Annotated in this window: 19 protein-coding genes and 3 pseudogenes; 12 read left to right on the top strand and 10 right to left on the bottom strand. The window is 72.6% G+C overall.

Annotated elements, in window-relative coordinates:
- Window positions 1-244: 244 nt before the first annotated feature.
- On the bottom strand, window positions 245-667 hold the full coding sequence (locus IEZ04_RS08545) for a YjbQ family protein (protein WP_189216118.1): 423 nt from the start codon (window positions 665-667) through the stop codon (window positions 245-247).
- An 84-nt stretch (window positions 668-751) separates the two neighbouring features.
- Here IEZ04_RS08545 and IEZ04_RS08540 point away from each other — a divergent pair, with 84 nt between their 5' ends.
- A complete protein-coding gene (locus IEZ04_RS08540) occupies window positions 752-1,834 on the top strand; it encodes an NAD(P)-binding domain-containing protein (RefSeq protein WP_189216117.1) in 1,083 nt (360 codons plus the stop codon).
- Between the two features lie 36 nt (window positions 1,835-1,870).
- Here IEZ04_RS08540 and mltG read toward each other — a convergent pair whose 3' ends face one another.
- Window positions 1,871-2,743, bottom strand: coding sequence for an endolytic transglycosylase MltG (mltG, locus tag IEZ04_RS08535; RefSeq protein WP_189216116.1), 873 nt, complete (start codon window positions 2,741-2,743; stop codon window positions 1,871-1,873).
- A gap of 43 nt (window positions 2,744-2,786) precedes the next feature.
- Entirely contained in the window at window positions 2,787-4,589 is a 1,803-nt protein-coding gene (locus IEZ04_RS08530) for an ABC transporter ATP-binding protein (protein ID WP_189216115.1), read from the bottom strand.
- Between the two features lie 111 nt (window positions 4,590-4,700).
- Between IEZ04_RS08530 and IEZ04_RS08525 the strand changes: the two are divergent.
- A pseudogene (locus IEZ04_RS08525) lies at window positions 4,701-5,135 on the top strand (MarR family winged helix-turn-helix transcriptional regulator); the annotation flags it as partial.
- Window positions 5,136-5,300: 165 nt separating this feature from the next.
- On the opposite strand, the gene IEZ04_RS08520 reads toward IEZ04_RS08525, so the two are convergent.
- On the bottom strand, window positions 5,301-6,053 hold the full coding sequence (locus tag IEZ04_RS08520; protein WP_189216113.1) for a hypothetical protein: 753 nt from the start codon (window positions 6,051-6,053) through the stop codon (window positions 5,301-5,303).
- Window positions 6,054-6,513: 460 nt separating this feature from the next.
- On the opposite strand from IEZ04_RS08520, the gene IEZ04_RS08515 reads away from it, so the two are divergent.
- The 4 genes from IEZ04_RS08515 (at window position 6,514) to IEZ04_RS08500 (ending at window position 11,122) form a co-directional block, all read left to right on the top strand.
- Window positions 6,514-8,379, top strand: coding sequence for an ABC transporter transmembrane domain-containing protein (locus IEZ04_RS08515; RefSeq protein WP_189216112.1), 1,866 nt, complete (start codon window positions 6,514-6,516; stop codon window positions 8,377-8,379).
- The gene (locus IEZ04_RS08510; RefSeq protein WP_189216111.1) at window positions 8,376-10,157 is read left to right on the top strand and encodes an ABC transporter ATP-binding protein; all 1,782 of its coding nucleotides are present in this window, start codon (window positions 8,376-8,378) and stop codon (window positions 10,155-10,157) included. Before IEZ04_RS08515 ends, IEZ04_RS08510 begins: the two co-directional genes overlap by 4 nt.
- A 136-nt stretch (window positions 10,158-10,293) precedes the next feature.
- The gene (locus tag IEZ04_RS08505; RefSeq protein WP_189216110.1) at window positions 10,294-10,785 is read left to right on the top strand and encodes a DUF5709 domain-containing protein; all 492 of its coding nucleotides are present in this window, start codon (window positions 10,294-10,296) and stop codon (window positions 10,783-10,785) included.
- A gap of 49 nt (window positions 10,786-10,834) precedes the next feature.
- Window positions 10,835-11,122: a type B 50S ribosomal protein L31 gene (locus tag IEZ04_RS08500; protein ID WP_189216109.1), complete on the top strand. Its 288-nt coding sequence runs from the start codon at window positions 10,835-10,837 to the stop codon at window positions 11,120-11,122.
- A gap of 47 nt (window positions 11,123-11,169) precedes the next feature.
- Here IEZ04_RS08500 and IEZ04_RS08495 read toward each other — a convergent pair whose 3' ends face one another.
- Window positions 11,170-11,964: a metal-dependent hydrolase gene (locus tag IEZ04_RS08495; protein ID WP_189216108.1), complete on the bottom strand. Its 795-nt coding sequence runs from the start codon at window positions 11,962-11,964 to the stop codon at window positions 11,170-11,172.
- Between the two features lie 145 nt (window positions 11,965-12,109).
- Between IEZ04_RS08495 and IEZ04_RS08490 the strand changes: the two genes are divergently transcribed.
- Both IEZ04_RS08490 and IEZ04_RS08485 read left to right on the top strand, forming a co-directional pair.
- Window positions 12,110-14,623, top strand: coding sequence for a DEAD/DEAH box helicase (locus tag IEZ04_RS08490; RefSeq protein ID WP_189216107.1), 2,514 nt, complete (start codon window positions 12,110-12,112; stop codon window positions 14,621-14,623).
- Window positions 14,624-14,648: 25 nt separating this feature from the next.
- Window positions 14,649-15,524, top strand: a complete 876-nt coding sequence (locus IEZ04_RS08485; RefSeq protein ID WP_189216106.1) for an acyl-CoA thioesterase — start codon at window positions 14,649-14,651, stop codon at window positions 15,522-15,524.
- 110 nt (window positions 15,525-15,634) lie between these two features.
- On the opposite strand, the pseudogene IEZ04_RS08480 reads toward IEZ04_RS08485, so the two are convergent.
- From IEZ04_RS08480 to IEZ04_RS08470, 3 genes and pseudogenes are all read right to left on the bottom strand, one after another.
- A pseudogene (locus IEZ04_RS08480) lies at window positions 15,635-16,585 on the bottom strand (DUF6397 family protein); the annotation flags it as partial.
- A 128-nt stretch (window positions 16,586-16,713) separates the two neighbouring features.
- A complete protein-coding gene (locus IEZ04_RS08475; RefSeq protein ID WP_189216104.1) occupies window positions 16,714-17,127 on the bottom strand; it encodes a roadblock/LC7 domain-containing protein in 414 nt (137 codons plus the stop codon).
- Between the two features lie 214 nt (window positions 17,128-17,341).
- Entirely contained in the window at window positions 17,342-17,947 is a 606-nt protein-coding gene (locus IEZ04_RS08470; RefSeq protein ID WP_189216103.1) for a GTP-binding protein, read from the bottom strand.
- Between the two features lie 322 nt (window positions 17,948-18,269).
- Here IEZ04_RS08470 and IEZ04_RS08465 point away from each other — a divergent pair, with 322 nt between their 5' ends.
- Together IEZ04_RS08465 and IEZ04_RS08460 are read left to right on the top strand one after the other, a co-directional pair.
- A complete protein-coding gene (locus tag IEZ04_RS08465; protein WP_189216102.1) occupies window positions 18,270-18,869 on the top strand; it encodes a class I SAM-dependent methyltransferase in 600 nt (199 codons plus the stop codon).
- Window positions 18,870-19,036: 167 nt separating this feature from the next.
- Window positions 19,037-19,333: a hypothetical protein gene (locus IEZ04_RS08460; protein ID WP_189216101.1), complete on the top strand. Its 297-nt coding sequence runs from the start codon at window positions 19,037-19,039 to the stop codon at window positions 19,331-19,333.
- Window positions 19,334-19,642: 309 nt separating this feature from the next.
- Here IEZ04_RS08460 and IEZ04_RS08455 read toward each other — a convergent pair whose 3' ends face one another.
- Window positions 19,643-19,825: a tail-anchor membrane protein gene (locus IEZ04_RS08455; RefSeq protein WP_189216100.1), complete on the bottom strand. Its 183-nt coding sequence runs from the start codon at window positions 19,823-19,825 to the stop codon at window positions 19,643-19,645.
- Window positions 19,826-20,095: 270 nt separating this feature from the next.
- Between IEZ04_RS08455 and IEZ04_RS08450 the strand changes: the two are divergent.
- Window positions 20,096-21,034: pseudogene (locus IEZ04_RS08450) on the top strand (ATP-dependent helicase); the annotation flags it as partial.
- A gap of 436 nt (window positions 21,035-21,470) precedes the next feature.
- Here IEZ04_RS08450 and xylA read toward each other — a convergent pair.
- On the bottom strand, window positions 21,471-22,637 hold the full coding sequence (xylA, locus tag IEZ04_RS08445; protein WP_189216099.1) for a xylose isomerase: 1,167 nt from the start codon (window positions 22,635-22,637) through the stop codon (window positions 21,471-21,473).
- 125 nt (window positions 22,638-22,762) lie between these two features.
- Here xylA and xylB point away from each other — a divergent pair, with 125 nt between their 5' ends.
- Complete coding sequence (gene xylB, locus IEZ04_RS08440) at window positions 22,763-24,208, top strand: xylulokinase (protein WP_189216098.1); 1,446 nt, start codon at window positions 22,763-22,765, stop codon at window positions 24,206-24,208.
- The last annotated feature ends 112 nt before the right edge of the window (window positions 24,209-24,320 follow it).

The raw sequence follows: 24,320 nt of genomic DNA, 5'->3' as shown, positions 1-24,320 counted from the left end.
GCCGGGTTCGCCTACTTCGCGCGGACGACGCCGAGCAGGGCGTGGCCAACCCGGTCTCACGGGGCGGGCCCCTGACTGGTTCCGCGTCTCCTGGGAGCGCCCGGACCTCATTCGGGGCAAGAGGTCGAGGGTGAGGATCCCGCCACCCGCCGCGCCCAGGATCATGACTCACACGGGCTGATCACGCACGGGCCGGGAGGTATTCGGTACGGCCGTGGTTCGACGCTACGGTTCCGTCTCCCAGTCAGCCGAGGAAGCTCAGCCGCACCTGACGGTTGGCATTGTCCTTATTGGTGTCCACGAGGCACACCGACTGCCAGGTCCCCAGTTCCAGACTGCCGCCGACGACCGGGAGGGTGGCGTGGGGCGGGACGATCGCCGGGAGGACGTGGTCGCGGCCGTGGCCGGGGCTGCCGTGGCGGTGTTGCCAGCGGTCGTCCGCGGGGAGCAGCGAGTGCAGGGCGGTGAGCAGGTCGTCGTCGCTGCCGGCGCCCGTCTCGATGAGGGCGATACCGGCGGTCGCGTGGGGGACGAAGACGTTCAGGAGGCCGTCGCGGCCGGCGGCCACCTCCCTCAGGAACGTTTCGCAGTCGCGGGTGAGATCGACGACGGTCTCCCGGGAGCCGGAGGAGACGTTCAGGACTCGGGTGGTGAAGGCATCGGACATGGGTCCATCCTCGCTCACCCGGCCCCTCGGCGTGCCGGGCGGCCTGCCGGGAAGATCCGCGCACCTCGGGTGGTTGGTAGAAACGTGAACAACTCCGGGGCACGTGAGGTCGACGTCGTCGTGGTGGGGGCCGGTCAGGCCGGGCTCTCCGCCGCCTATCATCTGCGGCGCACCGGTTCCGAGCCGGACCGCGACTTCGTGGTGCTCGACCACGCCCCCCGGCCGGGCGGCGCCTGGCAGTTCCGGTGGCCCTCGCTGACGTGGGGCAAGGTGCACGGGATGCACGCGCTTCCGGGCATGGAGCTGACGGGCGCGGATCCGGCGCGTCCGTCCTCCGAGGTCGTCGGGGAGTACTTCGACGCGTACGAGCGGGAGTTCGGCCTGCGGGTGCGCCGGCCGGTCCACGTGCGGGCGGTGCGCGAGGGGGACGCGGGGCGGCTGCTCGTCGAGACCTCCGCCGGGGTGTGGTCGGCACGGGCCCTGATCAACGCGACCGGCACCTGGGACCGTCCGTTCTGGCCGCACCACCCGGGCCAGGAGACGTTCCGGGGGCGGCAGTTGCACACGGCGCAGTACGCGGGACCGGAGGAGTTCGCGGGGCAGCGGGTGGTCGTCGTGGGCGGTGGTGCGTCCGGTACACAGCACCTGCTGGAGATCGCCCCCTTCGCCGCCGCGACCACGTGGGTGACCCGGCGTCCGCCCGTCTTCCGGGAGGGTCCGTTCGACGAGGAGGCGGGGCGGGCGGCCGTGGCGCTCGTGGAGGAGCGGGTACGGCGCGGGCTGCCGCCGAGGAGTGTGGTGTCGGTGACGGGGCTGCCGCTGAACGACGCCGTCCGCCGGGGCCTGGCGGACGGTGTGCTGGATCGGCAGCCGATGTTCGACCGGGTCACGCCGGACGGGGTGGAGTGGAACGACGGACGGCACGTGGACGCCGACGTCATCCTGTGGGCGACCGGGTTCCGCGCGGCCGTCGGCCACCTGGCGCCGCTGCGGCTGCGCGAGCCGGGTGGCGGCATCCGTGTCGAGGGCACCCGCACGGTCGCCGACGCCCGGATCCACCTGGTCGGGTACGGCCCGTCGGCCAGCACGATCGGCGCGAACCGGGCCGGGCGTGCCGCGGTCCGGGACATCGGGCGCCTGCTGGCGGGGGAGCCGCTCGCCGCGTGACGCGCCGTGGGACGCCCCGTCCCCCGCGTCGCCGTCTCACTTCGCCGGCTCGGCGCTCTTTCCCTCGCTCTTCCGTTCGCGCTCCCGGTGGCGGTTGAACTCGGCGACGTTCCGCTGGTGTTCGGCGTAGTCGGCCGTGAAGCGCGTGTCGCCCGGCTTCACCGTGGCGAAGTACAGCCAGTCGCCCGGGGTCGGCCGGAGCGCGGCCCGCATCGCCTGTTCGCCCGGGTTGGCGATCGGCGTGGGCGGCAGCCCCATGCGCTGGTACGAGTTGTAGGGGCTCTGGATGCGCGTGTCGCTCTCGCGGGTGTCCAGCGTGAAGCGGCTCAGCGCGTAGTTGAGGGTGGAGTCCATCTGCAGCGGCATACCCCGCTCCAGGCGGTTGAGGACGACCCGGGCCACCTTGCCCATGTCCGTCTTGGTGGCGGCCTCGGCCTGGACGATGCTGGCGATGGTGACCGCCTGGTACACGTTCAGGGCGTTGCGCTGGGCCCCGGCCGTGATCCGGCCGCCGCCGAACCTCTCGTTCGCGGTGTCGACCATGGTGGACAGCAGGGACTCCGGGGTCGCCTTCTCGTCCAGGGGGTACGTCGCCGGGAAGAGATATCCCTCGGGATTGCCCTGGGCGTCGGCCGGAAGCTTCAGTCGTGCCTTGCCCAGCGACTTCTTGGTGGTGCCCGCGGGCAGGGCGAGTGCCTTGTCGACGGCCTCGTAGATCTGGGCCGACCGCCAGCCTTCCGGGACGACCAGCGAGGTCGGGCGCCTGCCCGCCGCGCGGTCGCCGTACCCGGTGATCAGCAGGGGCACCGCCACGGCGGTGGCCGCCGCGACGGCTCCGGCCGCGATGAGGGCGGACCGGCCCCGGCGCGTGAGTCGCATCGTGCTCCGTGGCGGAATGTTCGTCTGCATGCGGGCACGGTAACCCGCGAATACCGACAAACCCCGCTTATCTTCATCTTGTCGGCTCCAGTCGGGCGTCCCGCCGTACGAGCGAGGCGTACCGCCCGTTCCGTGCCAACAGCTCCTCGTGCGTTCCCCGTTCGAGCGCGCGGCCGGAGTCGAGGACCACGATCTGGTCGGCCCCCCGAACGGTGGACAGCCGATGGGCGATGGTGATGGTGGTGCGGTCGGCGGAGAGCGCGTCGATGGCCTCCTGCACGGCGTGCTCCGTACGGGTGTCCAGGGCGCTGGTGGCCTCGTCGAGGATGAGCACGGGCGGGTCGCGGAGGATGGTACGGGCGATGGCGAGCCGCTGTTTCTCTCCGCCGGAGAAGCGGTGGCCACGCTCCCCGACGACCGTCTCGTACCCGTCGGGCAGGGACAGGATGTGGTCGTGGATCTGGGCGGCCCTCGCCGCCGCGTGCAGCTCCTCGTCGGTGGCGTCCGGCTTGGCGAAGCGCAGGTTGTCGGCGACCGAGGCGTGGAAGAGGTACGTCTCCTGGGAGACGACGCCGACCGCGCGCGCGAGTGTGTCGAAGTCGAGGTCGCGCACGTTCACGCCGTCCAGTGTGACGCGGCCTTCCGTCACGTCGTACAGGCGCGGCACCAGGTAACCGAGCGTGGACTTGCCGGCGCCGGTGGGGCCGACGACGGCGAGGCTGCCGCCCGCGGGGACGGTGATGTCGATGCCGTCCAGGACGGGGCCGCTCCTGTCGTCGTACCGGAAGGCGACCTTCTCGAAGCGGATCTCCCCCTTGACCTGGCCGAGCCGGACCGGGTGCTCGGGCTCGGTGATGTCGACGGGGAGGTCGAGGTACTCGAAGATGCGCTGGAACAGGGCGAGCGAGGTCTGTATCTGGACGCCGGTCGACAGGAGACTGACGGTGGGGCGGAACAGCCCCTGCTGGAGCGAGACGAACGCGACGAGCGTGCCGATCGAGACGGACGGGCCACCGAGCTGGAAGGCCATCCCCGCGGTCCAGTAGATGACGGCCGGCATGGCGGCCATCACGACCGTGATGACGGCCATGCGCCAGCGGCCCGCCATGCTGGAGCGCACCTCCAGGTCGACCAGCTGCTCGGACTCGCCGGCGAAGGACTTCGTGAGCGAGTCGGCGCGCCCCATGGTGCGGCCGAGGAGGATGCCGCTCACGGACAGCGACTCGGTGACGGTGGCGGCCATGGCGGCCATCTGCTTCTGGCGCTCGGTCGTGATCCTCTTGCGTTCGTTGCCGACGCGGCGGCTGATCCACACGAACAGCGGCAGCAGGAGCAGCGTGACCACGGTCAGCCGCCAGTCCAGGGCGATCATCGCGATGATCGTGGCGACGACGCTGGTCAGGTTGGAGACCAGGGAGGTCGCGGTGGAGGTGACGGTCGCCTGCATGCCACCGATGTCGTTGGCGATGCGCGACTGGACCTCCCCGGTGCGGGTCCGGGTGAAGAAGGCGAGCGACATGCGCTGCAGCCGGTCGTACACGGCGGTGCGCAGGTCGTGCATGACGCGCTGGCCGACCGTCGTGGAGATCAGCGTCTGCAGCACGCCGAAGACGCTGGTGAGTACCGCGCCGACGATCATGCCGAGCGCGAGCAGGCTCAGCAGGCCGGTGCGCCCCTCGGGGATCGCGGTGTCCAGGATCTCCTTCAGCAGGAACGGCGTGGCGACCGAGACCAGCGACGCGGCGCCGACGAGCAGGCCGACGACGGCGAGACGGCCCCGGTAGGGACGGAACAGCTTCAGGATGCGGCGCACCTGCCGCGGCCGGCCGGGCTCGGCGGGCGGGGGCGTCCAGGCGGGAGGTTCGTCGGGATGCATGGGCTCCTACGGGGATCGGGTGCTCGTGGACATCGGCCGATGGACGACTGGTGGAGCATAGCTCATTGTTACCTATGCTCACAATGAACGGCATCCTGATATTGTTCCGGCATGACCTCTCCCGACGCCGACGGCCTGCTCGCGGAGCAGCTGCTGCGCCTGACCCGGCGCGTGCACCGCATCCAGAAGCGCCATCTGGAGCGGTGCGGACTGGGCATCACGCCGGCGCAGTCCCGGCTGCTGCGCACGCTCGCGCACTACGGTGCGCCGCCCCGCATGGCCGACCTCGCCGAGCGGCTCGAGGTGGTGCCCCGGGCCGTGACGACCCTGGTCGACGGGCTGGAGGCGAGCGGACGGGTGCGCCGGGTGCCCGATCCCACCAACCGTCGCGTCATCCGTATCGAGGTCACGGACGAAGGGCGCGCGGTCCTGCGGGAGCTGCGCCGGGCACGCCGCACGGCGGCCGAGGAGATCCTCGCCCCGCTGACGGACGAGCAGCGCACCGTACTGGGCGGGTTGCTGGACACCCTGTTCGACGGGATACCGCCGGAGGTGATGGCCACGGACGGGGACGCGGCGCGTCCCGCGACGGACGGCGACGACCGGACCGTCATCACACAGGCGGGCGACGGCCGAAGCGCCGTCGCGGCGGACGGCGACGGCCGGACCGTCGTGACGGCGGACGGCGACAAGTGACGTGGTGACGGGCCGTCAGGCCTGCAGCTCCGCCCTGTCCCCCATCACGATCACCGGGTGCAGCTCGGGGTCGAGCGTGCGCAGCAGGTACTCCATCCCCGACCGGGACAGACTCACGCACGCGGACGTCCCGCTGCCGTGGTCCATGTGCAGCCAGATGCTGCCGCCCTCGGACCGGCCCCCGGGGCGGGTCGGGTCGTTCGGCGAGGTGCCCCTGACGCGGTTGTAGTCGATCGCGATGACGTAGTCGAAGTCGTGCCAGTGCGACTTCGCCCAGGAGCGCGGGGCCTGGAAGGACGCGGACCGGGTGTACGGCAGTTTCGTGCCGGGGTCGGCCAGGACACCGCCCGCGTCGCTGAGCGTGAACACGCCGACAGGGCTGCGGTTGTCGCCCTCGTGGTGGTCCGTGGTCCAGCCCTTCTTCCCGTTGTGCCCCTGCCAGCTGCGGGTTAGGTCCCAGGTGGAACCGTTCTTGGCGTAGAGGACGACGGTGGAGTCCGCGTCGTTCTCGCCCTCGCCGTAGACGGCCACCACCTGACGGGAGTCGTCGGGGATGCGCCGCTGGAGGCGGTCGCCGACGTCCGGGATGCGTTCGAGCCCGACGGTGCCCGCCCTGGCCCGGCCCGTCGGACCACCGGTGGCTCCCTGGCCCTGCGTTCCGCTCCCGCCGTCCGTACCCCCGCATCCGGCCAGGGACATCACCAGGGCGCCGCAGACCGCCGCGGCGGCCCGTGCCCGTATCACGCCGCTCGCACCGCCTGTTCGCATGCGCTCCATCGTCGCACCGTGCGCCGCCGCGGCGGCCCGTACCCCGGCCGCTCCCGGCCGTGCACGAGGAAAGCAGGCCGAATCTTTGCCACTTCGCGGAAAAGCGTTTGCCCGCCGACACCCGGTGACGGAGCCTTTCACAGCTCGCCACCGACCTGGGCGGCGCGCGGACGGTCCCCGAGGCCGGCTCTCGACCGCACCGGCCCGCACCTCACGGGTCACGCACGTCTCCGTACCTCTCGCACCTCTCGCACGCCTCGCACGCCTCGCACCTCTCGCACCTCTCGCACCTCTCGTACTTGCCGCACGTCCTCGCATTCCCCGCACTTCCTCCCGCCCTTCTCCCTCATCCTTCCTGTCCGCTCCTGTCCGTTCCCGTCCGCTCCCGTCCGCTCCCGTCCGCCCCTGTTCGCTCCTGTCCGCTCCTGTCCGCTTTCCGATCACGAGTCACTGGGACACCATGCAGATCCAAGACCTCCCGTTCCCCGACCCGGGTGTGCCGGACGCGCGCTCGGGGCCCCGCTTCCTGTGGTGGCTCTTCCGCGAACAGCTCGGCGGGCAGCTCAAGTGCCTCGCCTGGGGCCTGCTGCACTTCACGGCCGTCTGCGGGCTGCCGTTCGGGGTGGGCCGGGCCGTGCAGGCGGTCGTCGACGGCTCGGGTGCCGGACTCGCCCTCGCGGGCGGACTGCTGGCACTGTGCGGCGCGGGCATCGCGGTGGGCGACCTCTTCCTGCACCGTGCGGGAGTCACCAACTGGATCACCGCCGCCGCACGCGTCCAGCAGCTGCTGGCCCGCAGGACCGCCCTGCTCGGCTCGGCGCTGACCCGGCGCGTGGCGGCCGGTGAGGTCGTCGCGGTGTCCACCAATGACGTGGAGAAGATCGGCTGGTTCGTGGAGGCGGTGTCGCGCTTCACCGCGGCCGCGCTCACCGTCGTGGTGGTCTGCGCCGGACTGCTCGTGTACCAGCCGGCCCTGGGCGTCGTCGTCGCCGCGGGCGTCCCGGTCCTGGCGCTCGCCGTTCTCCCGCTGCTGCCGGCCGCGACCCGGCGCGCCGAGGTCCAGCGCGAGAAGGCGGGGCGCGCCACCGAACTCGCCTCCGACACCGTCGCGGGGCTGCGCGTCCTGCGCGGTATCGGCGGCGAGGACCTGTTCCTGCGGCGGTACCGCCGCGCCTCGCAGGAGGTGCGCCACGCGGCCGTGCGCAGCGCCCGGATGTGGTCGCTCATCGCGGCGGTCCAGATCCTGCTGCCGGGGCTGCTCATGATCTCGGTCGTCTGGTACGGCGTGCGGCTGGCCCGCGAGGGGCGCATCGCGGTGGGCGAGCTGGTCACCGTGTACAGCGCGGTGATGCTGCTGGCGTACCCGCTGCGGCACTTCGAGGAGATCGCCATGGCGTACTCCTTCTCGCGGCCGTCGGCCAGGCGGGCCGCCCGGGTGCTGTCGCTGGAGCGGGCCACGGACACCGAGGGGACACGCGAGGCCGTCGTGCCGTCCGGTGATCTGTACGACCCGGAGACCGGACTCCTCGCTCCCGGCGGCCTGTTCACCGCCGTGGTGTGCGGCGACCCGGACGCGGCGGGGCGGCTGGCTGAACGGCTGGGCGGCCACGCGACGGAGGAGGACGCCTCCGGAAAGACCTCCTCGGCGCTCCTGGGGGGCGTGCCGCTGGACGACCTGCCGCTCACCTGCGCCCGCACAGCCGTTCTCGTCCAGGACAAGGACCCGGTGCTCCTGTCGGGCTCGTTGCGCGAACTGCTCGACGTGCCCGCCTCCGGCGCCGTCGACGCCGCGGACGCCCTGGACGCCGCAGAGTGCGCGGACGTGCTGGACTCCCTCGTCCAGGGATCGCCCGACGCCGGTGATCCGCTGGACGCGCGCATCACCGAACGCGGCCGGTCCCTGTCCGGCGGCCAGCGGCAGCGCCTCGCCCTCGCCCGGTCGCTGCTCACGGACCCGGAGGTGCTGGTCCTGGACGAGCCGACGTCCGCCGTCGACTCGCACACCGAGGCCCGGATCGCCGAGGGGATCCGCTCGTTCCGGGCGGGCCGCACGACGGTCGTCCTGACCACCTCGCCCCTGCTCCTGGACCGCGCGGAGCGGGTCGTCCTGATCCACGAGGGAACGGTCGTCGCGGTCGGCACGCACCAGGACCTGCTGCGCGCCGAACCCCGGTACCGGGCGGTGGTCACCCGCGAGACCGACGAGGAGGCCGACCGGCACGGCGCACCGGTCGACGCGACCGCCGTCCACGGTGTGCGCGCGCCGGACAGGGCCACCGTGCTCGGTGTGCGGGCGGCGCTTGAAGAGATCGAGGAGACAGCATGATCGGCGTGGCACCGCCGGCCCACGACCCGGCCGCCCCGACGACGGCGAGCACCCTGCCCGTCGGCTCGCCCGGCACCGTACGCGGCTACGTGACCGAGCTGGTACGACGGCACAGACGGCCCTTCGCCCTGCTCGTCACCGTCAACACCGTCGCCGTCGTCGCCTCGATGGCCGGTCCCCACCTGCTCGGCGGACTCGTCGAGCGCGTCTCCGAGGGCGCCCGCGACCTGCGTCTGGAACTCACGGCCGGGCTGTTCGTCGCCGCCCTGCTGGTACAGGCCGTGTTCGTGCGGCAGGTGCGGCTGCGCGGGGCCGTGCTCGGCGAGCGGATGCTGGCCGACCTGCGCGAGGACTTCCTCGTACGGTCCGTGGGGCTGCCGCCGGGGGTGCTGGAGCGGGCCGGGACGGGTGATCTGCTGTCCCGGATCACCACGGACGTCGACCGGCTCGCGAGCGCGATGCGCGAGGCGGTGCCGCAGCTCGCGATCGGTGTGGTGTGGGCGGTGCTGCTGCTCGGCGGGCTCGCCGTGACCGCGCCGCCGCTCGCGCCGGCCGTGCTGCTCGCCCTGCCGCTGCTGGTGCTCGGCTGCCGCTGGTACTTCCGGCGCGCGCCTTCCGCCTACCGGTCGGAGGCCGCCGGGTACGCCGCCGTCGCCGCCGCCCTCGCCGAGACCGTGGACGCCGGCCGCACCGTCGAGGCGCACCGGCTCGGCGAGCGCCGGATCGCGCTGTCGGACCGGCGGATCAGGGAGTGGACGGCGTGGGAGCGGTACACCCTGTGGCTGCGCTCGGTGCTCTTCCCGGTCGTCAACCTCACCCACACCACGGTTCTCGCCTCGGTGCTGATGATCGGCGGGGTGTTCGTGCTGCGGGGCTGGATCGGCGTCGGCCAGCTGACCACGGCCGCCCTCATCGCGCAGATGCTCGTCGAACCGATCGGCCTGGTCCTGCGCTGGTACGACGAGCTCCAGGTGGCGCAGGTGTCGCTGGCCCGGCTGGTGGGCGTACGGGAGATCGAGCCGCACGCGGGGGACTCCACCGTGGTCCCCGACGGGCACGACGTGCGCGCGGACGGGGTGCGCTTCGGTTACCGGGCCGGTGTCGACGTGCTGCGCGAGGTGTCCCTGAGCGTCGCCCCCGGCACCCGGCTCGCCCTCGTGGGCCCGTCCGGCGCGGGCAAGTCCACGCTGGGCCGGCTGCTCGCCGGGATCTACGGGCCCCGCGGCGGCCGGGTCACCCTGGGCGGCGCCGAGCTGTCCCGGATGCCCGCCGAGGACGTCCGCGATCATGTGGCCCTCGTCAACCAGGAGCACCACGTCTTCGTGGGCTCCCTGCGGGACAATCTGCTGCTGGCCCGCCCGGACGCGGCCGACGCGCAGCTGTGGGCGGCGCTCGGCGCGGTCGACGCGGACGGCTGGGCCCGCGCGCTGGACGACGGGCTGGACACCGGGGTCGGCTCGGGCGGGCTCGCGCTCACCCCGGCGCAGGCCCAGCAGATCGCGCTGGCCCGGCTGGTGCTGGCCGATCCGCACACCCTGGTCCTGGACGAGGCGACCTCGCTGCTCGACCCGCGTGCGGCCCGCGACCTGGAGCGTTCCCTCTCCCGTGTCCTCGACGGCCGCACCGTGATCGCCATCGCCCACCGGCTGCACACCGCGCACGACGCCGACGTCATCGCCGTCGTCGAGAACGGCCGCATCAGCGAACTGGGCAGCCACGACCAGCTGGTCGAGGCCGACGGCGCGTACGCGGCGCTGTGGCGGTCCTGGCACGGCTGACCGGACCGGGCGGCAGGACCGGGCGGCAGGACCACCGGGCCGGTGCCGAGCTCTGCCGTTGCACCGGCCCGAGAGCCGGTGGAACGCTGGACGTGGCACCGGTTCCGCTCACCGACCGACAACGACGGGAGGCACCGTGGACAGCGCCGGAGAGTGGGGGGACGACGTCTACCAGCCCGACGCGTCCGAGATCCAGGACGACGCGGGGCTGCTGGACGCCGAGGACACCCTGGAGGACGACGGGGTGAACGATCCGCTGGACCGGGGCTGGTCGCCGCCGGAGCGGCCGTGGGCCGTGGAGCACACCGGTGTGACGGCGGCGGAGCGGCGGGAGGGCGAGAGTCTGGACGAGCGGCTGGCGGAGGAGGTCCCGGACGTGGCGCCGTCCGAGGGGGACGGGATCGGCGACTGGGTGGACTCGGACGGGGAACTCCTGGACAACGAGGTGGGCGACATCCGCGCGGGCCGTCTTGTCGCCCCCGACGAAGGCGCGCACGAGGACGAGGAGAAGGATCTGGTCGCCACCGACGTGGGCATCGACGGCGCGGCCTCCTCGGCCGAGGAGGCCGCGATCCACATAGTCGACGACGAGCGATGGGACATGGACACCCCGCCCTCCCCCGGCTGACGCCGCCGTCCGCCCGGCCCGGACCACCCTCCCCAGCGAAGGAGCACCCATGCAGCAGGACAAGCACCCCGACTACCACCCGGTCGTCTTCCGCGACCGGGCCGCCGGCTTCGCCTTCCTCACCCGGTCGACCGCGACCAGCGACCGGACGATCGAGTGGGACGACGGCGAGACGTACCCGGTCGTGGACGTCGAGATCTCCGCGGAAAGTCATCCCTTCTACACCGGCAGGGCCCGGACCGTGGACACGGAGGGACGCATCGCGCAGTTCGAGCGGCGCTACGGCGGAAGCGGCGAGGGGATCGGCGACGGCATCGGAGGCACGGGTACGGCCTGAGGCGGCGCCGGTGACGGCAGGCGGGCGACGGCGAGGCTCCCCGCCGCTCAGATCACGTTGAGCGCCGCCGCCGCGCCCACCCCGCCGAGCACCATGAACACGGGCATCAGCACCTTCAGCTCGACCCAGCTGCCCGCGCGGAACCGCATCCCCTTCGGCGGGCCGACGGGGTACCAGCGCTTGCGGCCCACCGGTATCGGCCACAGGACCGGGCAGCCGGAGACCGTCAGGGCGTCGCCCAGGTCGTGCACCAGCGCGCCGAGGACGACCGGCAGCCCCAGCCACAGGTACTCCTGGCCCGGCGCCGTGAACAGCCAGTCGGCCCCGTTGCCCGGCTGGTCGAGGATGTCCGCGAGGATCCAGGCGCTGGTGGCGGCCAGCAGCCACACCAGGACGTCGCTGCTGGAGCCGCGGGCCGCCCGCCACAGCAAGCCTTCGATGGCGAGCACCATGTGCACGAAGAGGATGGCGAGCACGCCCCACCGCTCCACCGTGATCGCGGTGACGGAGCAGATCGCACCGATCAGCACCGCCCACAGCCAGGTGTGCGTCAGGGTGCGGTGCCCGCCGGAGCGTCTCGGGTCGCCCGGCCCCTTCGTCGCCTTGTAGACGGCGTACGACAGTTTGTCGACGATCTCGCACAGCCAGCGCGACACGGGTCCGAAGGACCGCGAGATGGTGGCCGCCTTGTGGTCGAGGTCCGGGGCCAGCGCGGCGCCGGCGCAGATCAGCGCGCCGACCAGCAGGACCGGCCAGGGCATCGGGCGATCGGCCGCGGCGGCGGCCGCCCCGACGCCGAGCCAGGCCGCGGCCCCCGACAGTGAGTGTGCTGGTCCCATCATGGCCGCTTCCCGCCCCATTTCTCTTGTGCCGCTGCCCGGTTGGCCGTGCGCGGTGACTCTCCGTCGGCGCCACAGCGTAACGTTCATGATCTTCAGGGCGGCAGCCGATTCCCGCATCGGGTGGGACGGCAGGCAAGATGGGTCCGTGACCCTCATCGATCAGCTGCCGCAGACCGCCGACCCGGACGCCCTCTACGAAGCCTTCGAGGCATGGGCCCAGGAACGGGGTCTCACCCTCTATCCGCATCAGGAGGAGGCGCTGATCGAGGTGGTCTCCGGGGCGAACGTGATCGTCTCGACCCCCACCGGCTCCGGCAAGAGCATGATCGCCGCCGGTGCGCACTTCGCGGCGCTCGCCCGGGACGAGGTCACCTTCTACACGGCACCGATCAAGGCGCTGGTCTCGGAGAAGTTCTTCGAGCTGTGCAAGCTCTTCGGCACCGAGAACGTCGGCATGCTCACCGGCGACGCCTCCGTGAACGCCGACGCGCCCGTCATCTGCTGCACCGCCGAGGTGCTGGCGTCGATCGCCCTGCGTGACGGCAAGGACGCGGACGTCGGCCAGGTCGTGATGGACGAGTTCCACTTCTACGCGGAGGCGGACCGCGGCTGGGCGTGGCAGATCCCGATCCTGGAGCTGCCGCAGGCGCAGTTCATCCTGATGTCGGCGACCCTCGGCGACGTCTCGATGTTCGAGGAGGACCTCACCCGGCGCACGGGCCGCCCCACCTCGGTGGTCCGCTCGGCGACCCGGCCCGTCCCCCTCTCCTACGAGTACCGCGTCACCCCGCTCACGGAGACGCTCACCGAGCTGCTCGAGACGAAGCAGGCGCCCGTCTACATCGTGCACTTCACGCAGGCCCAGGCGGTGGAGCGGGCCCAGGCGCTGATGAGCATCAACATGTGCACGCGCGAGGAGAAGGACCAGATCGCCGAGCTGATCGGAAACTTCCGGTTCACCACCAAGTTCGGCCGCAACCTCTCGCGCTACGTACGGCACGGGATCGGTGTCCACCACGCCGGCATGCTGCCGAAGTACCGGCGGCTGGTGGAGAAGCTGGCGCAGGCCGGTCTGCTGAAGGTCATCTGCGGCACGGACACGCTCGGCGTCGGAGTGAACGTGCCGATCCGCACCGTACTGTTCACGGCCCTGACGAAGTACGACGGCAATCGGGTGCGGACCCTGCGCGCCCGTGAGTTCCACCAGATCGCGGGACGTGCCGGGCGCGCCGGCTTCGACACGGCGGGCTTCGTGGTCGCCCAGGCCCCCGAACACGTCGTCGAGAACGAGAAGGCGCTCGCCAAGGCCGGCGACGACCCGAAGAAGCGCCGCAAGGTGGTCCGCAAGAAGGCCCCGGAGGGTTTCGTCGGGTGGACGGAGAACACCTTCGAGAAGCTGATCGCCTCCGAGCCGGAACCGCTGACCTCCCGGTTCCGGGTGACGCACACGATGCTGCTGTCGGTGATCGCCCGTCCCGGCAACGCCTTCGAGGCGATGCGACGGCTCCTGGAGGACAACCACGAGCCGCGCAAGCAGCAGCTCCGGCACATCCGCCGGGCGATCGCCATCTACCGCTCGCTGCTCGACGGCGGCATCGTGGAGAAGCTCGACCAGCCGGACGCCGAGGGCCGCATCGTGCGTCTCACGGTCGACCTCCAGCAGGACTTCGCGCTGAACCAGCCCCTGTCGACGTTCGCGCTCGCCGCGTTCGAACTGCTGGACCCGGAGTCGCCCTCGTACGCCCTGGACATGGTGTCCGTGGTGGAGTCCACGCTGGACGACCCGCGGCAGATCCTCGCCGCCCAGCAGAACAAGGCGCGCGGCGAGGCCGTGGCCGCGATGAAGGCGGACGGCGTCGAGTACGAGGAGCGCATGGAGCGGCTCCAGGACATCGGCTACCCGAAGCCGCTGGAGGAGCTGCTCTTCCACGCGTACAACACGTACCGCAAGAGCCACCCCTGGGTCGGCGACCATCCGCTGTCGCCGAAGTCCGTCATCCGCGACATGTACGAGCGGGCGCTGTCCTTCACCGAGTTCGTCTCCTTCTACGAGCTCGCCCGCACCGAGGGCATCGTGCTGCGCTACCTCGCCAGTGCCTACAAGACCCTGGATCACACCGTCCCCGACGATCTGAAGTCGGACGACCTGGAGGACCTGATCGCCTGGCTCGGCGAGATGGTGCGCCAGGTGGACTCCAGCCTGCTGGACGAGTGGGAGCAGCTCGCCAATCCGGAGGAGATGACGGCCGAGGAGGCCCAGGAGAAGGCCGACCAGGTCAAACCGGTGACCGCCAACGCGCGCGCCTTCCGGGTCCTGGTCCGCAACGCCATGTTCCGGCGCGTCGAGCTCGCGGCGCTCGACCAGGTGGACGAACTCGGCGAGCTGGACGCCGAGTCCGGCTGGGACGCCGAGCGGTGGGGCGAGGCGATGGACCGGTACTGGGACGAGTACGAGGAGCTGGGCACCGGTCCGGACGCCCGCGGCCCGCGGCTGCTCATGATCGAGGAGGAGCCGGAGAACGGGTTGTGGCGCGTCCGCCAGACCTTCGCCGACCCGAACGGCGATCATGACTGGGGCATCAGCGCGGAGGTCGACCTCACGGCCTCCGACGCCGAGGGACGCGCCGTCGTCAAGGTCACCGACGTCGGACAGCTCTGAGCACGAGCACGGGAGAGACAAGCACATGACGACCAACCCGGCCGAGAGACTCGTCGACCTGCTCGACCTGGAGCGGATCGAGGTCGACATCTTCCGCGGCCGCAGTCCGCAGGAGTCCCTGCAGCGGGTCTTCGGCGGCCAGGTCGCGGGCCAGGCCCTGGTCGCCGCCGGGCGCACCACGGAGGGCGACCGGCCGGTGCACTCGCTGCACGCGTACTTCCTGCGCCCGGGCCGTCCCGGTGTGCCGATCGTGTACCAGGTCGAGCGGGTACGGGACGGGCGGTCGTTCACCACCCGGCGCGTCACCGCCGTGCAGCAGGGCCGCACGATCTTCAATCTGACCGCCTCCTTTCACAAGCCTGAAGAGGGGAGCTTCGAGCACCAGCTGCCGCCGGCCCGCGAGGTGCCGGACCCCGAGTCGCTGCCGACGGTCGCCCAGGAGATCAGGGAGCACCTGGGCGCGCTCCCCGAGCAGCTGGAGCGCATGGCCCGGCGCCAGCCGTTCGACATCCGGTACGTGGACCGGCTGCGCTGGACACCCGACGAGGTCGTGGGCGCCGAGCCGCGCAGCGCGGTGTGGATGCGCGCGGTCGGGCCGCTGGGGGACGACCCGCTCGTGCACACCTGCGCGCTGACGTACGCGAGCGACATGACGCTGCTGGACGCCGTCCGCATCCCGGTGGAGCCGCTGTGGGGCCCGCGCGGGTTCGACATGGCGTCGCTGGACCACGCGATGTGGTTCCACCGGCCGTTCCGCGCGGACGAGTGGTTCCTGTACGACCAGGAGTCCCCGATCGCGGTGGGCGGTCGCGGGCTGGCGCGTGGGCGCATCTACGACCGCGCGGGCCGGCTGTTGGTCTCCGTGGTGCAGGAGGGGCTGTTCCGCAGGCTCGGCGACTGAGGTGGGCTGGGCGGCTGGGGTGAGCTGGGCGGCTGGGGTGAGCAGGGCGGCTGGGGTGAGCAGGATGACTCGGGTGATGTAGAGCGCCTGTCGGGTGGCGGTCCGTCAAGGCGCCTGCGGCGCCATCGCCCCAGCAGACCTCGTCGTTTTCCCGGTGCCGGTGCCTCGCGGGGCGGTGAGTCCAGGGGCGGTGAGTCCAGGGGCGGTGAGTCCGGGGGCGAGGGACGCGGGACCGGCCGTGGTTCGGCTTCCGGGGCGGTCGTCGGCCGTGGCGCCGGCCGGTGCTCCCTTGCCTCGGCGAGAGTCTGCCGCACGCCGGCGCGCAGCCGGGCGATCTCGTCCGGGTCGTCCGCCGTGGTGACACGGGCGGTGATCTGGACGATCGGCGAGTCCGGAGCCCCGTGGACGGGCCGGGCGGGGCGCAGGCGGTTGAGGTGGGCCCGTTCGTACGGGTCCGGAACGAGCTCCGCGATCTGGACAGGATCGAGGAAGGACGCCATCGCCGCGGCCCGCGCCCAGGGGTCGTGGGCCCGGTCCAGCAGGTGCCCGAGATGGCGCCCACGCCAGGCACGGGGGCGGAGGTCCACTCCTGCCTCCAGTCGTTCGCGCAGGTCGTCCGGTGTCCGGCCGTCCAGCAGAGGCGCGTTCGCCTCGTCCGCGGCGAACCGGCGCAGGTCCTCCGCCCGGTAGAGCCAGACCACCGCCCGGTAACGGTTGAGGTAGAAGTCAACGGGAATCACCCGGCCCAGTCGCGCGAGGCGCGTGAACCGGGCGCCCGCCACTCCCATCAGGGCGGCTCCCTCCGCAGTGCCCACGATCTTGAGGCACTCCTTCAGCTCCCCGGGGAAGCCCTCCCCGGCGCGGACCCGGTCGATCTCCGCCCGGGTGACGCGGGGGCCGCCGCCTCCGTCCTCGGTCGTCCAGATGCGTCCGAGGTGGACGGCCAGGTCGAACTCCCGGCGCTTCAGCCCCAGTTCCCGTGCGGCACGACTCGGTGAGAGCGGTGCCCCGTGGGTGGTGGCGGTGCGGCTTGGGCGTTTCCCCGAAAGGGTGCCGGACATGACGGTTCTCCCCCGTGCGACGACGTGCCGGCGCCGCTCGGCGCCTGCGTGGGAAAAACCGTAGCCAGTTCGCCCGACATCGCGGGCGAGCCTGTGGACAACTTTCGTGTCAGCACGGAATGTGCAGGTCAGAACTCCGGTGTGGAAGATCGCTCGGATGGACGGGCGGCCACGCCGAGATGTTCACCGACCTGGTTCACCAACCGGGTCATCTCGTAACCGATCTCTCCGACGTCGGCCTGGACGGCACTCAGCACGCATAAACAGCTGCCCTCGCCGGCCGCGGTGACGAAGAGCATCGCGTCGTCGAACTCGATCACCGTCTGCCGCACCTCTCCCGCGCCGAAGTGCCGGCCGGAACCCTTGGCGAGGCTGTGCAGCCCGGACGCCACGGCGGCGAGGTGTTCGGCGTCCTCGCGCCGCAGGCCGGTACTCGCTTCCGTCACCAGTCCGTCGCCGGACAGCACCAGGGCGTGCCGCACGTGTGGGACACGCTCTATCAGGTCGTCCAGCAGCCAGCCGAGTCCCGTGCGCCGCGGCATCGTCGGTGCCCCCCTGAGGTCGCTCCTCCCTGGGCGGAGGATCCGACGAATCAGCCTTCCCCACCTCAACGGCGCGGGCAAGCGGGTTGGAGCCATGACACGGAAGATGACCGACGAGCGGATGCGGCGAGCGCCGGAAGCTCCCGACGGGACGAGGTCCTCGCAGCCCTCGGGACTTCTGGCCACCATTGCTTCGCGGGAGCGAAGAGGGAAGTCAGCTCACCGAGTCCAGCAGGCGGGCGGTGTGCATCCGCCCGGCGTACTCGACGAGCCGTATCAGCACCTCCTTCCCCGACTCGCGGTCGCGCGCGTCGCAGAGGAGCACGGGAGTGCCCGGGTCGAGATCGAGGGCGCGCGACACCTCGCGCGGCTCGTAGGTGCGGGCGCCGGTGAAACAGTTGCAGGCGACCACGAACGGGATGTTCCGGTGCTCGAAGTAGTCCACCGCGGGGAAGCAGTCCCCGAGCCTCCGGGTGTCCGCGAGGACGACCGCACCGAGTGCGCCGTGCGCCAACTCGTCCCAGAGAAACCAGAAACGGTCCTGGCCAGGGGTGCCGAACAGGTAGAGCGAGAGGTCGGGCCTGATGGTGATGCGCCCGAAGTCCATGGCCACGGTCGTGGCCTTCTTCCGTTCCACGCCCGTGGTGTCGTCCACGGACCGGCCCGCCTCGCTCAGCACTTCCTCGGTGCGCAGCGGCCGGATCTCGCTGAGTGCTCCCACCAGGGTGGTCTTGCCCACGCCGAAACCACCGGCGATCAGGATCTTCAACGCCAGGACGGTCGTGTCCGCGCCGGTGGCGTCGTAGTGCTCGGAGACCATCGATCACTTCTCTCGGGAGTGCCGGCAGATGTCGATGTCGGTACACACTTGCGAAGACAGCATCATGGCAACAACCGGGCGCCTCCGTGGGGTTCGGCCGGATTTCGATCGGCCTGACCGACTGCGCGCGTTCGTCGCCGGGTGAGGAGCGGAAGCCGAGTACCAGCCGGAGCGATGTGAGCGGAACACCCTCGGACACGCCCCCGGACCCGCCCCGGCCCCTCGGACACGCCCCCGGACCCGCCCCCGGCCCCCGGGCACGCCCTCGGATCTCGATCGCCTCGCGCGGCGGCACCGGGTGCCGGTGGGGAATGATGTGGGGATGAGCGGCGACCGCACCCACGTCCAGGCGTTCTTCACGGCCCGTGCGGCCGGCTGGGACGCGAAGTTCCCCGACGACGGGCCCGCCTACGCGGCCGCGGTCGCCGAGCTGGGGCTGCGCGCGGGAGACCGGGTGCTCGACGCCGGTTGCGGCACCGGACGGGCCCTCACGCCGCTGCGCGCCGCCGTGGGTCCCTCGGGGACGGTCCTGGGAGCGGACCTGACTCCGGCCATGCTGGAGGCCGCGGTACGAACGGGACGCGACGGCGCCGGGCGGCTGCTGCTCACCGACGTGGCGGCCCTGCCCCTGCGGGCCGAGTCGCTCGACGCGGTGTTCGCCGCCGGGCTCGTCGCCCATCTCCCGGACCCCGTCGCGGGTCTGCGCGAACTCGCACGGGTCGTCCGTCCCGGCGGCACGCTGGCTCTCTTCCACCCCATCGGCAGAGCCGCGCTCGCGGCACGCCAGGGGCGGCGTCTCACACCGGACGACCTGCGGGCCGAGGACAACCTCGGTCCGCTGCTGGCCCGTTCCGGCTGGCGCATGACGTCGTACGCCGACGAGGACGACCGTTTCCTCGCGCTGGCCGTGCGCGGCCGCTGAACCGGTCGCCCGGCTCCCGACCGCCGTCCGGGCCGCAGCCGTCCGGGCCGCAGCCGTCCGGGCCGCCCACCGTGTGCCTCCTCTTCTGCTGCGGGGCTCCCGACCCTACGTTTGAGGAGGGAAGGCATGAGTGATCGTGCGGGGCGACACACGGGGAGGGCAGCCACATGTTCGGCAGGCTCCACAAGTCCACCAGCAGATTCCTCAACTCCTTGCGCGCGGACGCGAACACGGGCAGCCGGCAGAAGAGGCCCAACCTCTTCGAGGCGGCCGCGGCGTACATCTCGGCGTGCGCCGAGGACGACCAGGACCAGATCGACGAGACCACGACATGGGTGTCGCCCGAGGCACTCTCCTTCGGGGTGAGCGAGCTGGCGTGCCGGGCCGTCATCGCGCTCGCGCGGGAACGGGACGAGACGCCGCGGACGGTGGCGCGCGACCTCCTCGGCCTGCCCGCCGCCTGAACGGCGGGCCGCGCCGAGCCGATGCGTTCCCGGTCCGTACGCGCGGCCCGTGGCCCCCGACCCGTACGTATGTCCGCGAAGGACACGGGCACGGGCGACGGCACCCGCGGCCGTATCCGTCGTGCGCTCGCGGAGGCACGCGCGCATGCGGACGCGCCGCCGCCCCCGGGGCGTGTCCGCTCCTCCTTCGCCTTCGCCCCGGGCGACGCCCGGCTCCTCCGTGCCGACGGCCATGGCTGGTCCCTGGCGGTCAGGACCGACGGCAACGGCGGTACGGCCCGGCTGGGCGACGGGCCGGCGGCCACCTGCTCAGCGGCCGAGCTCCTTGCGCGACACGCGGCGCAGCCTGCGCCGCTGAGCAGGGTCCAGCGTGAGGTACGCCGCCGCCGGCACTCCGAGGACTATCAACAGGGCTGCCCACCAGGGCAGCCAGATCATCAGGAGAAGCCCGGCCGCCACACCCCCTGCGGCGATCTTCGCGTTCTTCGACATCTCGTCGCCTCCTTCGCGGCCACTACCGCTGTCTGTCCCGGGAACGGGCCCGCGCCGTGCGCAGTTCCGAGCCGTGACCCCGAGGTGTCCCTGATACGACCCTGAGATGTGCCCTGACATGGCCCATGGCGCCACCTCACGGCGCCGCCTCACGGCACCGCCTCACGGCACCTCCTCATGGCACCACGGGAGCACTGTGGGAGGAAGGCGGGATGCTGTACCGTCAACCGCTCGGAGTCAGTAGTGAAACTTGAGTAGTGTGCCATCGCTGTGCAGAACCAGCTCGCGGCACCACCTGCCCGACTCGCCGAACTGGCCCGCTGCTGTGCCGTCTTCGTGCCCGGTGATCCGGCACGTACCGGTCGTGTGGCCTTCTGGCGCCCTGACGGCGTACGGCCTCCCGTGCCCGCCTCCGGCCCGGTCGGTGAGCTCACCGTCGTCGTGCCCGGCGACGGGGGCGTCGAGGCGGTGACCATACCCACCGCCCTGCTGCCCGTGCGCTCCGCCCTGCCGGTCCTCACACGCGCGCGTGCCGTCGCGCACGCGCACCGGGCCACCGTCTTCTGGGCGACGGCGGCTCTGCTGGCACTGCGGTTCGCCGCGCGGGGACTGCTGCTGCCAGGTCCGTCCGCGGCCGATCACGACGCATGGCGCGCGGGGCCGTTGCGCGCGGAGGACGTGGACCGGATCCGCGAACTGACCGCGGCCATGCCGCCCGAAGCACACGCCGTGCCCGTGAACGCCACCGTGCCCGTGACCACGGCCGTGCCCAGGACCGCCCCCGTGCTCACGACCGACGGCGGCCCCCTCCGGCTGCCGGACCCGGAGCGGCTGCTGCGCGGCTTTCTCGACGCGGTCGCCGACGCGCTCCCCCGCTCACCCGCGGCGGCGCTCGCTGCGGGCGGTCCGGTCTTCGCGGTCCCGGAGCCGCGGCACGTACCCGGACTGCGCGCCTGGGCCGCCGATGCCGCCGCCGGGCATGACGCGGGCGTACGCCTCTCGCTGCGCGTCGAGGTGCCCGGGCTCGCGTCGGCCGGGCCGGACGAGGCGCGGCTGACCTTCCGTGCCGTACCGCAGGTGCACAGCCTGGACGATCCCGGGCTGGTCGCGGACGCCCCGGCGGTGTGGGCGGGAGCCGAGGGTTTCGGCCCGCGCGCGCGTCTGGACGCCCTGCTCTCGCTGCGCCGCGCCGCCCGCGTCTGGCCACCGCGCGGAGCGGCTCGGGACGCCCGTCGGGACGCCCGTCGGGACGCCGGGCGGCGACGTCGGGCGGCGACGTCGGGGAGGTACGCCCCGTGCCCGGACCGCTCCCGACGGGCGCCCTCTCGTCCGGTGAGCCGTTCCCTCCGGTGACCGCCAGGAACACGGCGGCGGCGACGGCCAGGCCCATGAGCACGGCGAGCAGGACGAGCAGCGGCTTCCGGCGGCCCCCGGAAGGGCCGCCGGAAGCGTCCTGCGGTGGCCGGGGCGGCGGGGGCGGCATGGTCATACCCACCAGGGCCGCCCCCGGCCGGCCGCACCACACCCCGCGTACGGGAGTTGTGGCACACCCATGGCGCGGAGCGAGTGCTTCCGCTGCACCGGGCGTGACCCGAAGCCGCCCCGGCCCCGCTCCCGGCTCACCCAGCCGTCAGGGCACGACGCCTCAGGCCCGCGCCCCCAGCAGGTGATCCATGGCCAGCTGGTCCAGGCGCTCGAACGCCATCCCGCGCGCGGCGGCCGCGTCCACGTCGAACTCCTCGAACGCGGACCGGTCGGCGAGCAGCGCTTCGAGGCCGTCCGCGGCCGTCGGCTGTGCCAGCTCGTCCAGCCGCGAGGCACGCAGCGCCTCCTGCACCTCGGGGTCGGCGCGGAAGGCCGCGGCCCGCTCCTTGAGGATCAGGTAGTTGCGCATGCAGCCGGCGGCCGACGCCCACACGCCGTCCAGGTCCTCGGTGCGCGGCGGCTTGAAGTCGAAGTGCCGCGGCCCGGTCCAGCCGGCGTCCTCCAGCAGGTCGACCAGCCAGAACGCGGCCCGCAGGTCCCCGGCCCCGAACCGCAGGTCCTGGTCGTACTTGGTACCGTGCTGGCCGTTGAGGTCGATGTGGTACAGCTTGCCCGCCCACAGGGCCTGGGCGATGCCGTGCGGGAAGTTCAGCCCGGCCATCTGCTCGTGTCCCACCTCGGGGTTGACCCCGTACAGCTCCGGCCGCTCCAGGCGCTCGATGAACGCCAGCGCGTGCCCGACGGTGGGCAGCAGGATGTCGCCGCGCGGCTCGTTCGGCTTGGGTTCGATCGCGAAGCGGATGTCGTAGCCCTGGGCGGTGACGTACTCGCCGAGCAGGTCGAAGGCCTCCTTCATCCGCTCCAGCGCCAGGCGCACGTCCTTGGCGCCGCCCGACTCCGCGCCCTCCCGGCCGCCCCAGGCCACGTAGGTCTCGGCGCCGAGCTCGACCGCCAGGTCGATGTTGCGGATCGTCTTGCGCAGCGCGTAGCGGCGCACGTCCCGGTCGTTGGCGGTGAAGCCGCCGTCCTTGAACACCGGGTGGGTGAACAGGTTGGTGGTGGCCATCGGCACCTTCATGCCGGTCTCGTCCAGGGCCTGCCGGAAGCGCTTGATGTGCGCCTCGCGCTCGCTGTCGGAGGCGCCGAAGGGGATCAGGTCGTTGTCGTGGAAGGTCACCCCGTAGGCCCCGAGTTCCGACAGCCGCCGCACCGACTCGGCCGGGTCCAGGGCACGCCGTGTGGCGTCGCCGAACGGGTCGTTGCCCCGCCAGCCGACGGTCCACAGGCCGAAGGTGAACCGGTCCTCGGGGGTGGGCTGGTAGTTCATGCCGCGGCTCCTTGCTCGCTCCGACTATTTCGTCATGGCGATTGACAAATTAGTATGCGAACGCATCTCTGGGAAGAGACCGGATGTCCTGAGGTGCGCGAGCCGCGGAAGAGGGAGAGAGCCCGATGTCAGCAGCCGAAGGTCCGCTCGTCGTCGGTGTGGACACGTCCACCCAGTCCACCAAGGCCCTGGTCGTCGACGCGTCGACCGGACAGGTGGTGGCGAGCGGACAGGCGCCGCACACCGTCTCCCCCGGCACGGCCCGGGAGAGCGATCCGCGGCAGTGGTGGGAGGCGCTGTGCGCGGCGCTGGAACAGTGCGGCGCCCCCGCGCGCGAGGCGGCGGCCGTGTCGATCGGCGGCCAGCAGCACGGGCTCGTCACGCTGGACGCCCAGGGCGACCCGGTACGCCCGGCGCTGCTCTGGAACGACGTGCGGTCGGCGCCGCAGACCCGCCGGCTGGTCGCGGAACTGGGCGGGCCCAAGTGGTGGGCCGAGCGCACCGGGAGCGTGCCGTCCACCTCCTTCACGGTCACGAAGTGGGCCTGGCTCGCCGAGAACGAGCCCGAGTCCGTCCGCGCCACCGCCGCCGTACGCCTCCCGCACGACTACCTCACCGAGCGTCTGACCGGGCAGGGCACGACGGACCGCGGTGACGTCTCGGGGACGGGCTGGTGGGCCTCGGGGACGGAGGCGTACGACGAGGAGATCCTCGGGCACGTCGGGCTGGACCCCGCCCTGCTGCCGCGGGTCGTCCGGCCGGGCGAGGTGGCCGGGACCGTGCGCGACACCGGTGAGCTGCCGTTCGCCAAGGGCACGCTGGTGGCGCCCGGGACGGGCGACAACGCGGCGGCGGCGCTCGGCCTGGGACTGCTCCCCGGCACCCCGGTGCTCAGCCTCGGCACCTCCGGGACGGTGTACGCGGTGTCGACGCGCCGCCCCGCCGACCCGACCGGCACCGTGGCGGGTTTCGCGGACGCGCGCGGTGACTGGCTGCCGCTGGCCTGCACCCTGAACTGCACACTCGCCGTGGACCGGCTGGCCGCGCTGCTGAACCTGGACCGCGAGGCCGTCGAGCCGGGCACGGACGTGACCCTGCTCCCCTACCTCGACGGCGAGCGCACCCCCGCCCTGCCGCACGCCTCCGGCCTGCTGCACGGGCTGCGGCACGACACGACGGCCGGGCAGCTCCTCCAGGCCGCCTACGACGGCGCGGTGCACGCGCTGCTGGGCGCCCTGGACCTGGTGCTCGACGAGGACGCGGACCGTTCCGCGCCGCTGCTCCTCATCGGCGGGGGCGCGCGGGGCACGGCCTGGCAGCGGACGGTGCTGCGGCTGTCGGGGCGTCCGGTGCAGGTGCCGGAGGCGAAGGAGCTGGTCGCGCTCGGTGCCGCCGCCCAGGCCGCCGGTCTGCTGACCGGGGAGGACCCGGCGGCGGTCGCCCGTCGCTGGAACACCGCGCGCGGGCCGGTCCTCACGGCCGTGGAACGGGACGAGGCGACGATGACCAGGATCTCCGGGGTACTCTCCGACGCGGCGCCCCTCCTGGAGCGGGAGCCCGGCAGCAGCTGACGGGCGGCGCGCGGGCGTGGACGCGCGCCCTGACGAGAACAGCCCCGCGGGCGCCGTACACGTGCGGCGTGCCCGGCGCCCGCGCGGGGACCGGCCGGACGAGGACTGACGG

The sequence above is a fragment of the Streptomyces ruber genome, assembly GCF_014648075.1.
Lineage (GTDB): Bacteria > Actinomycetota > Actinomycetes > Streptomycetales > Streptomycetaceae > Streptomyces > Streptomyces ruber.
This window is presented reverse-complemented; position numbering and strand designations above follow the sequence as displayed.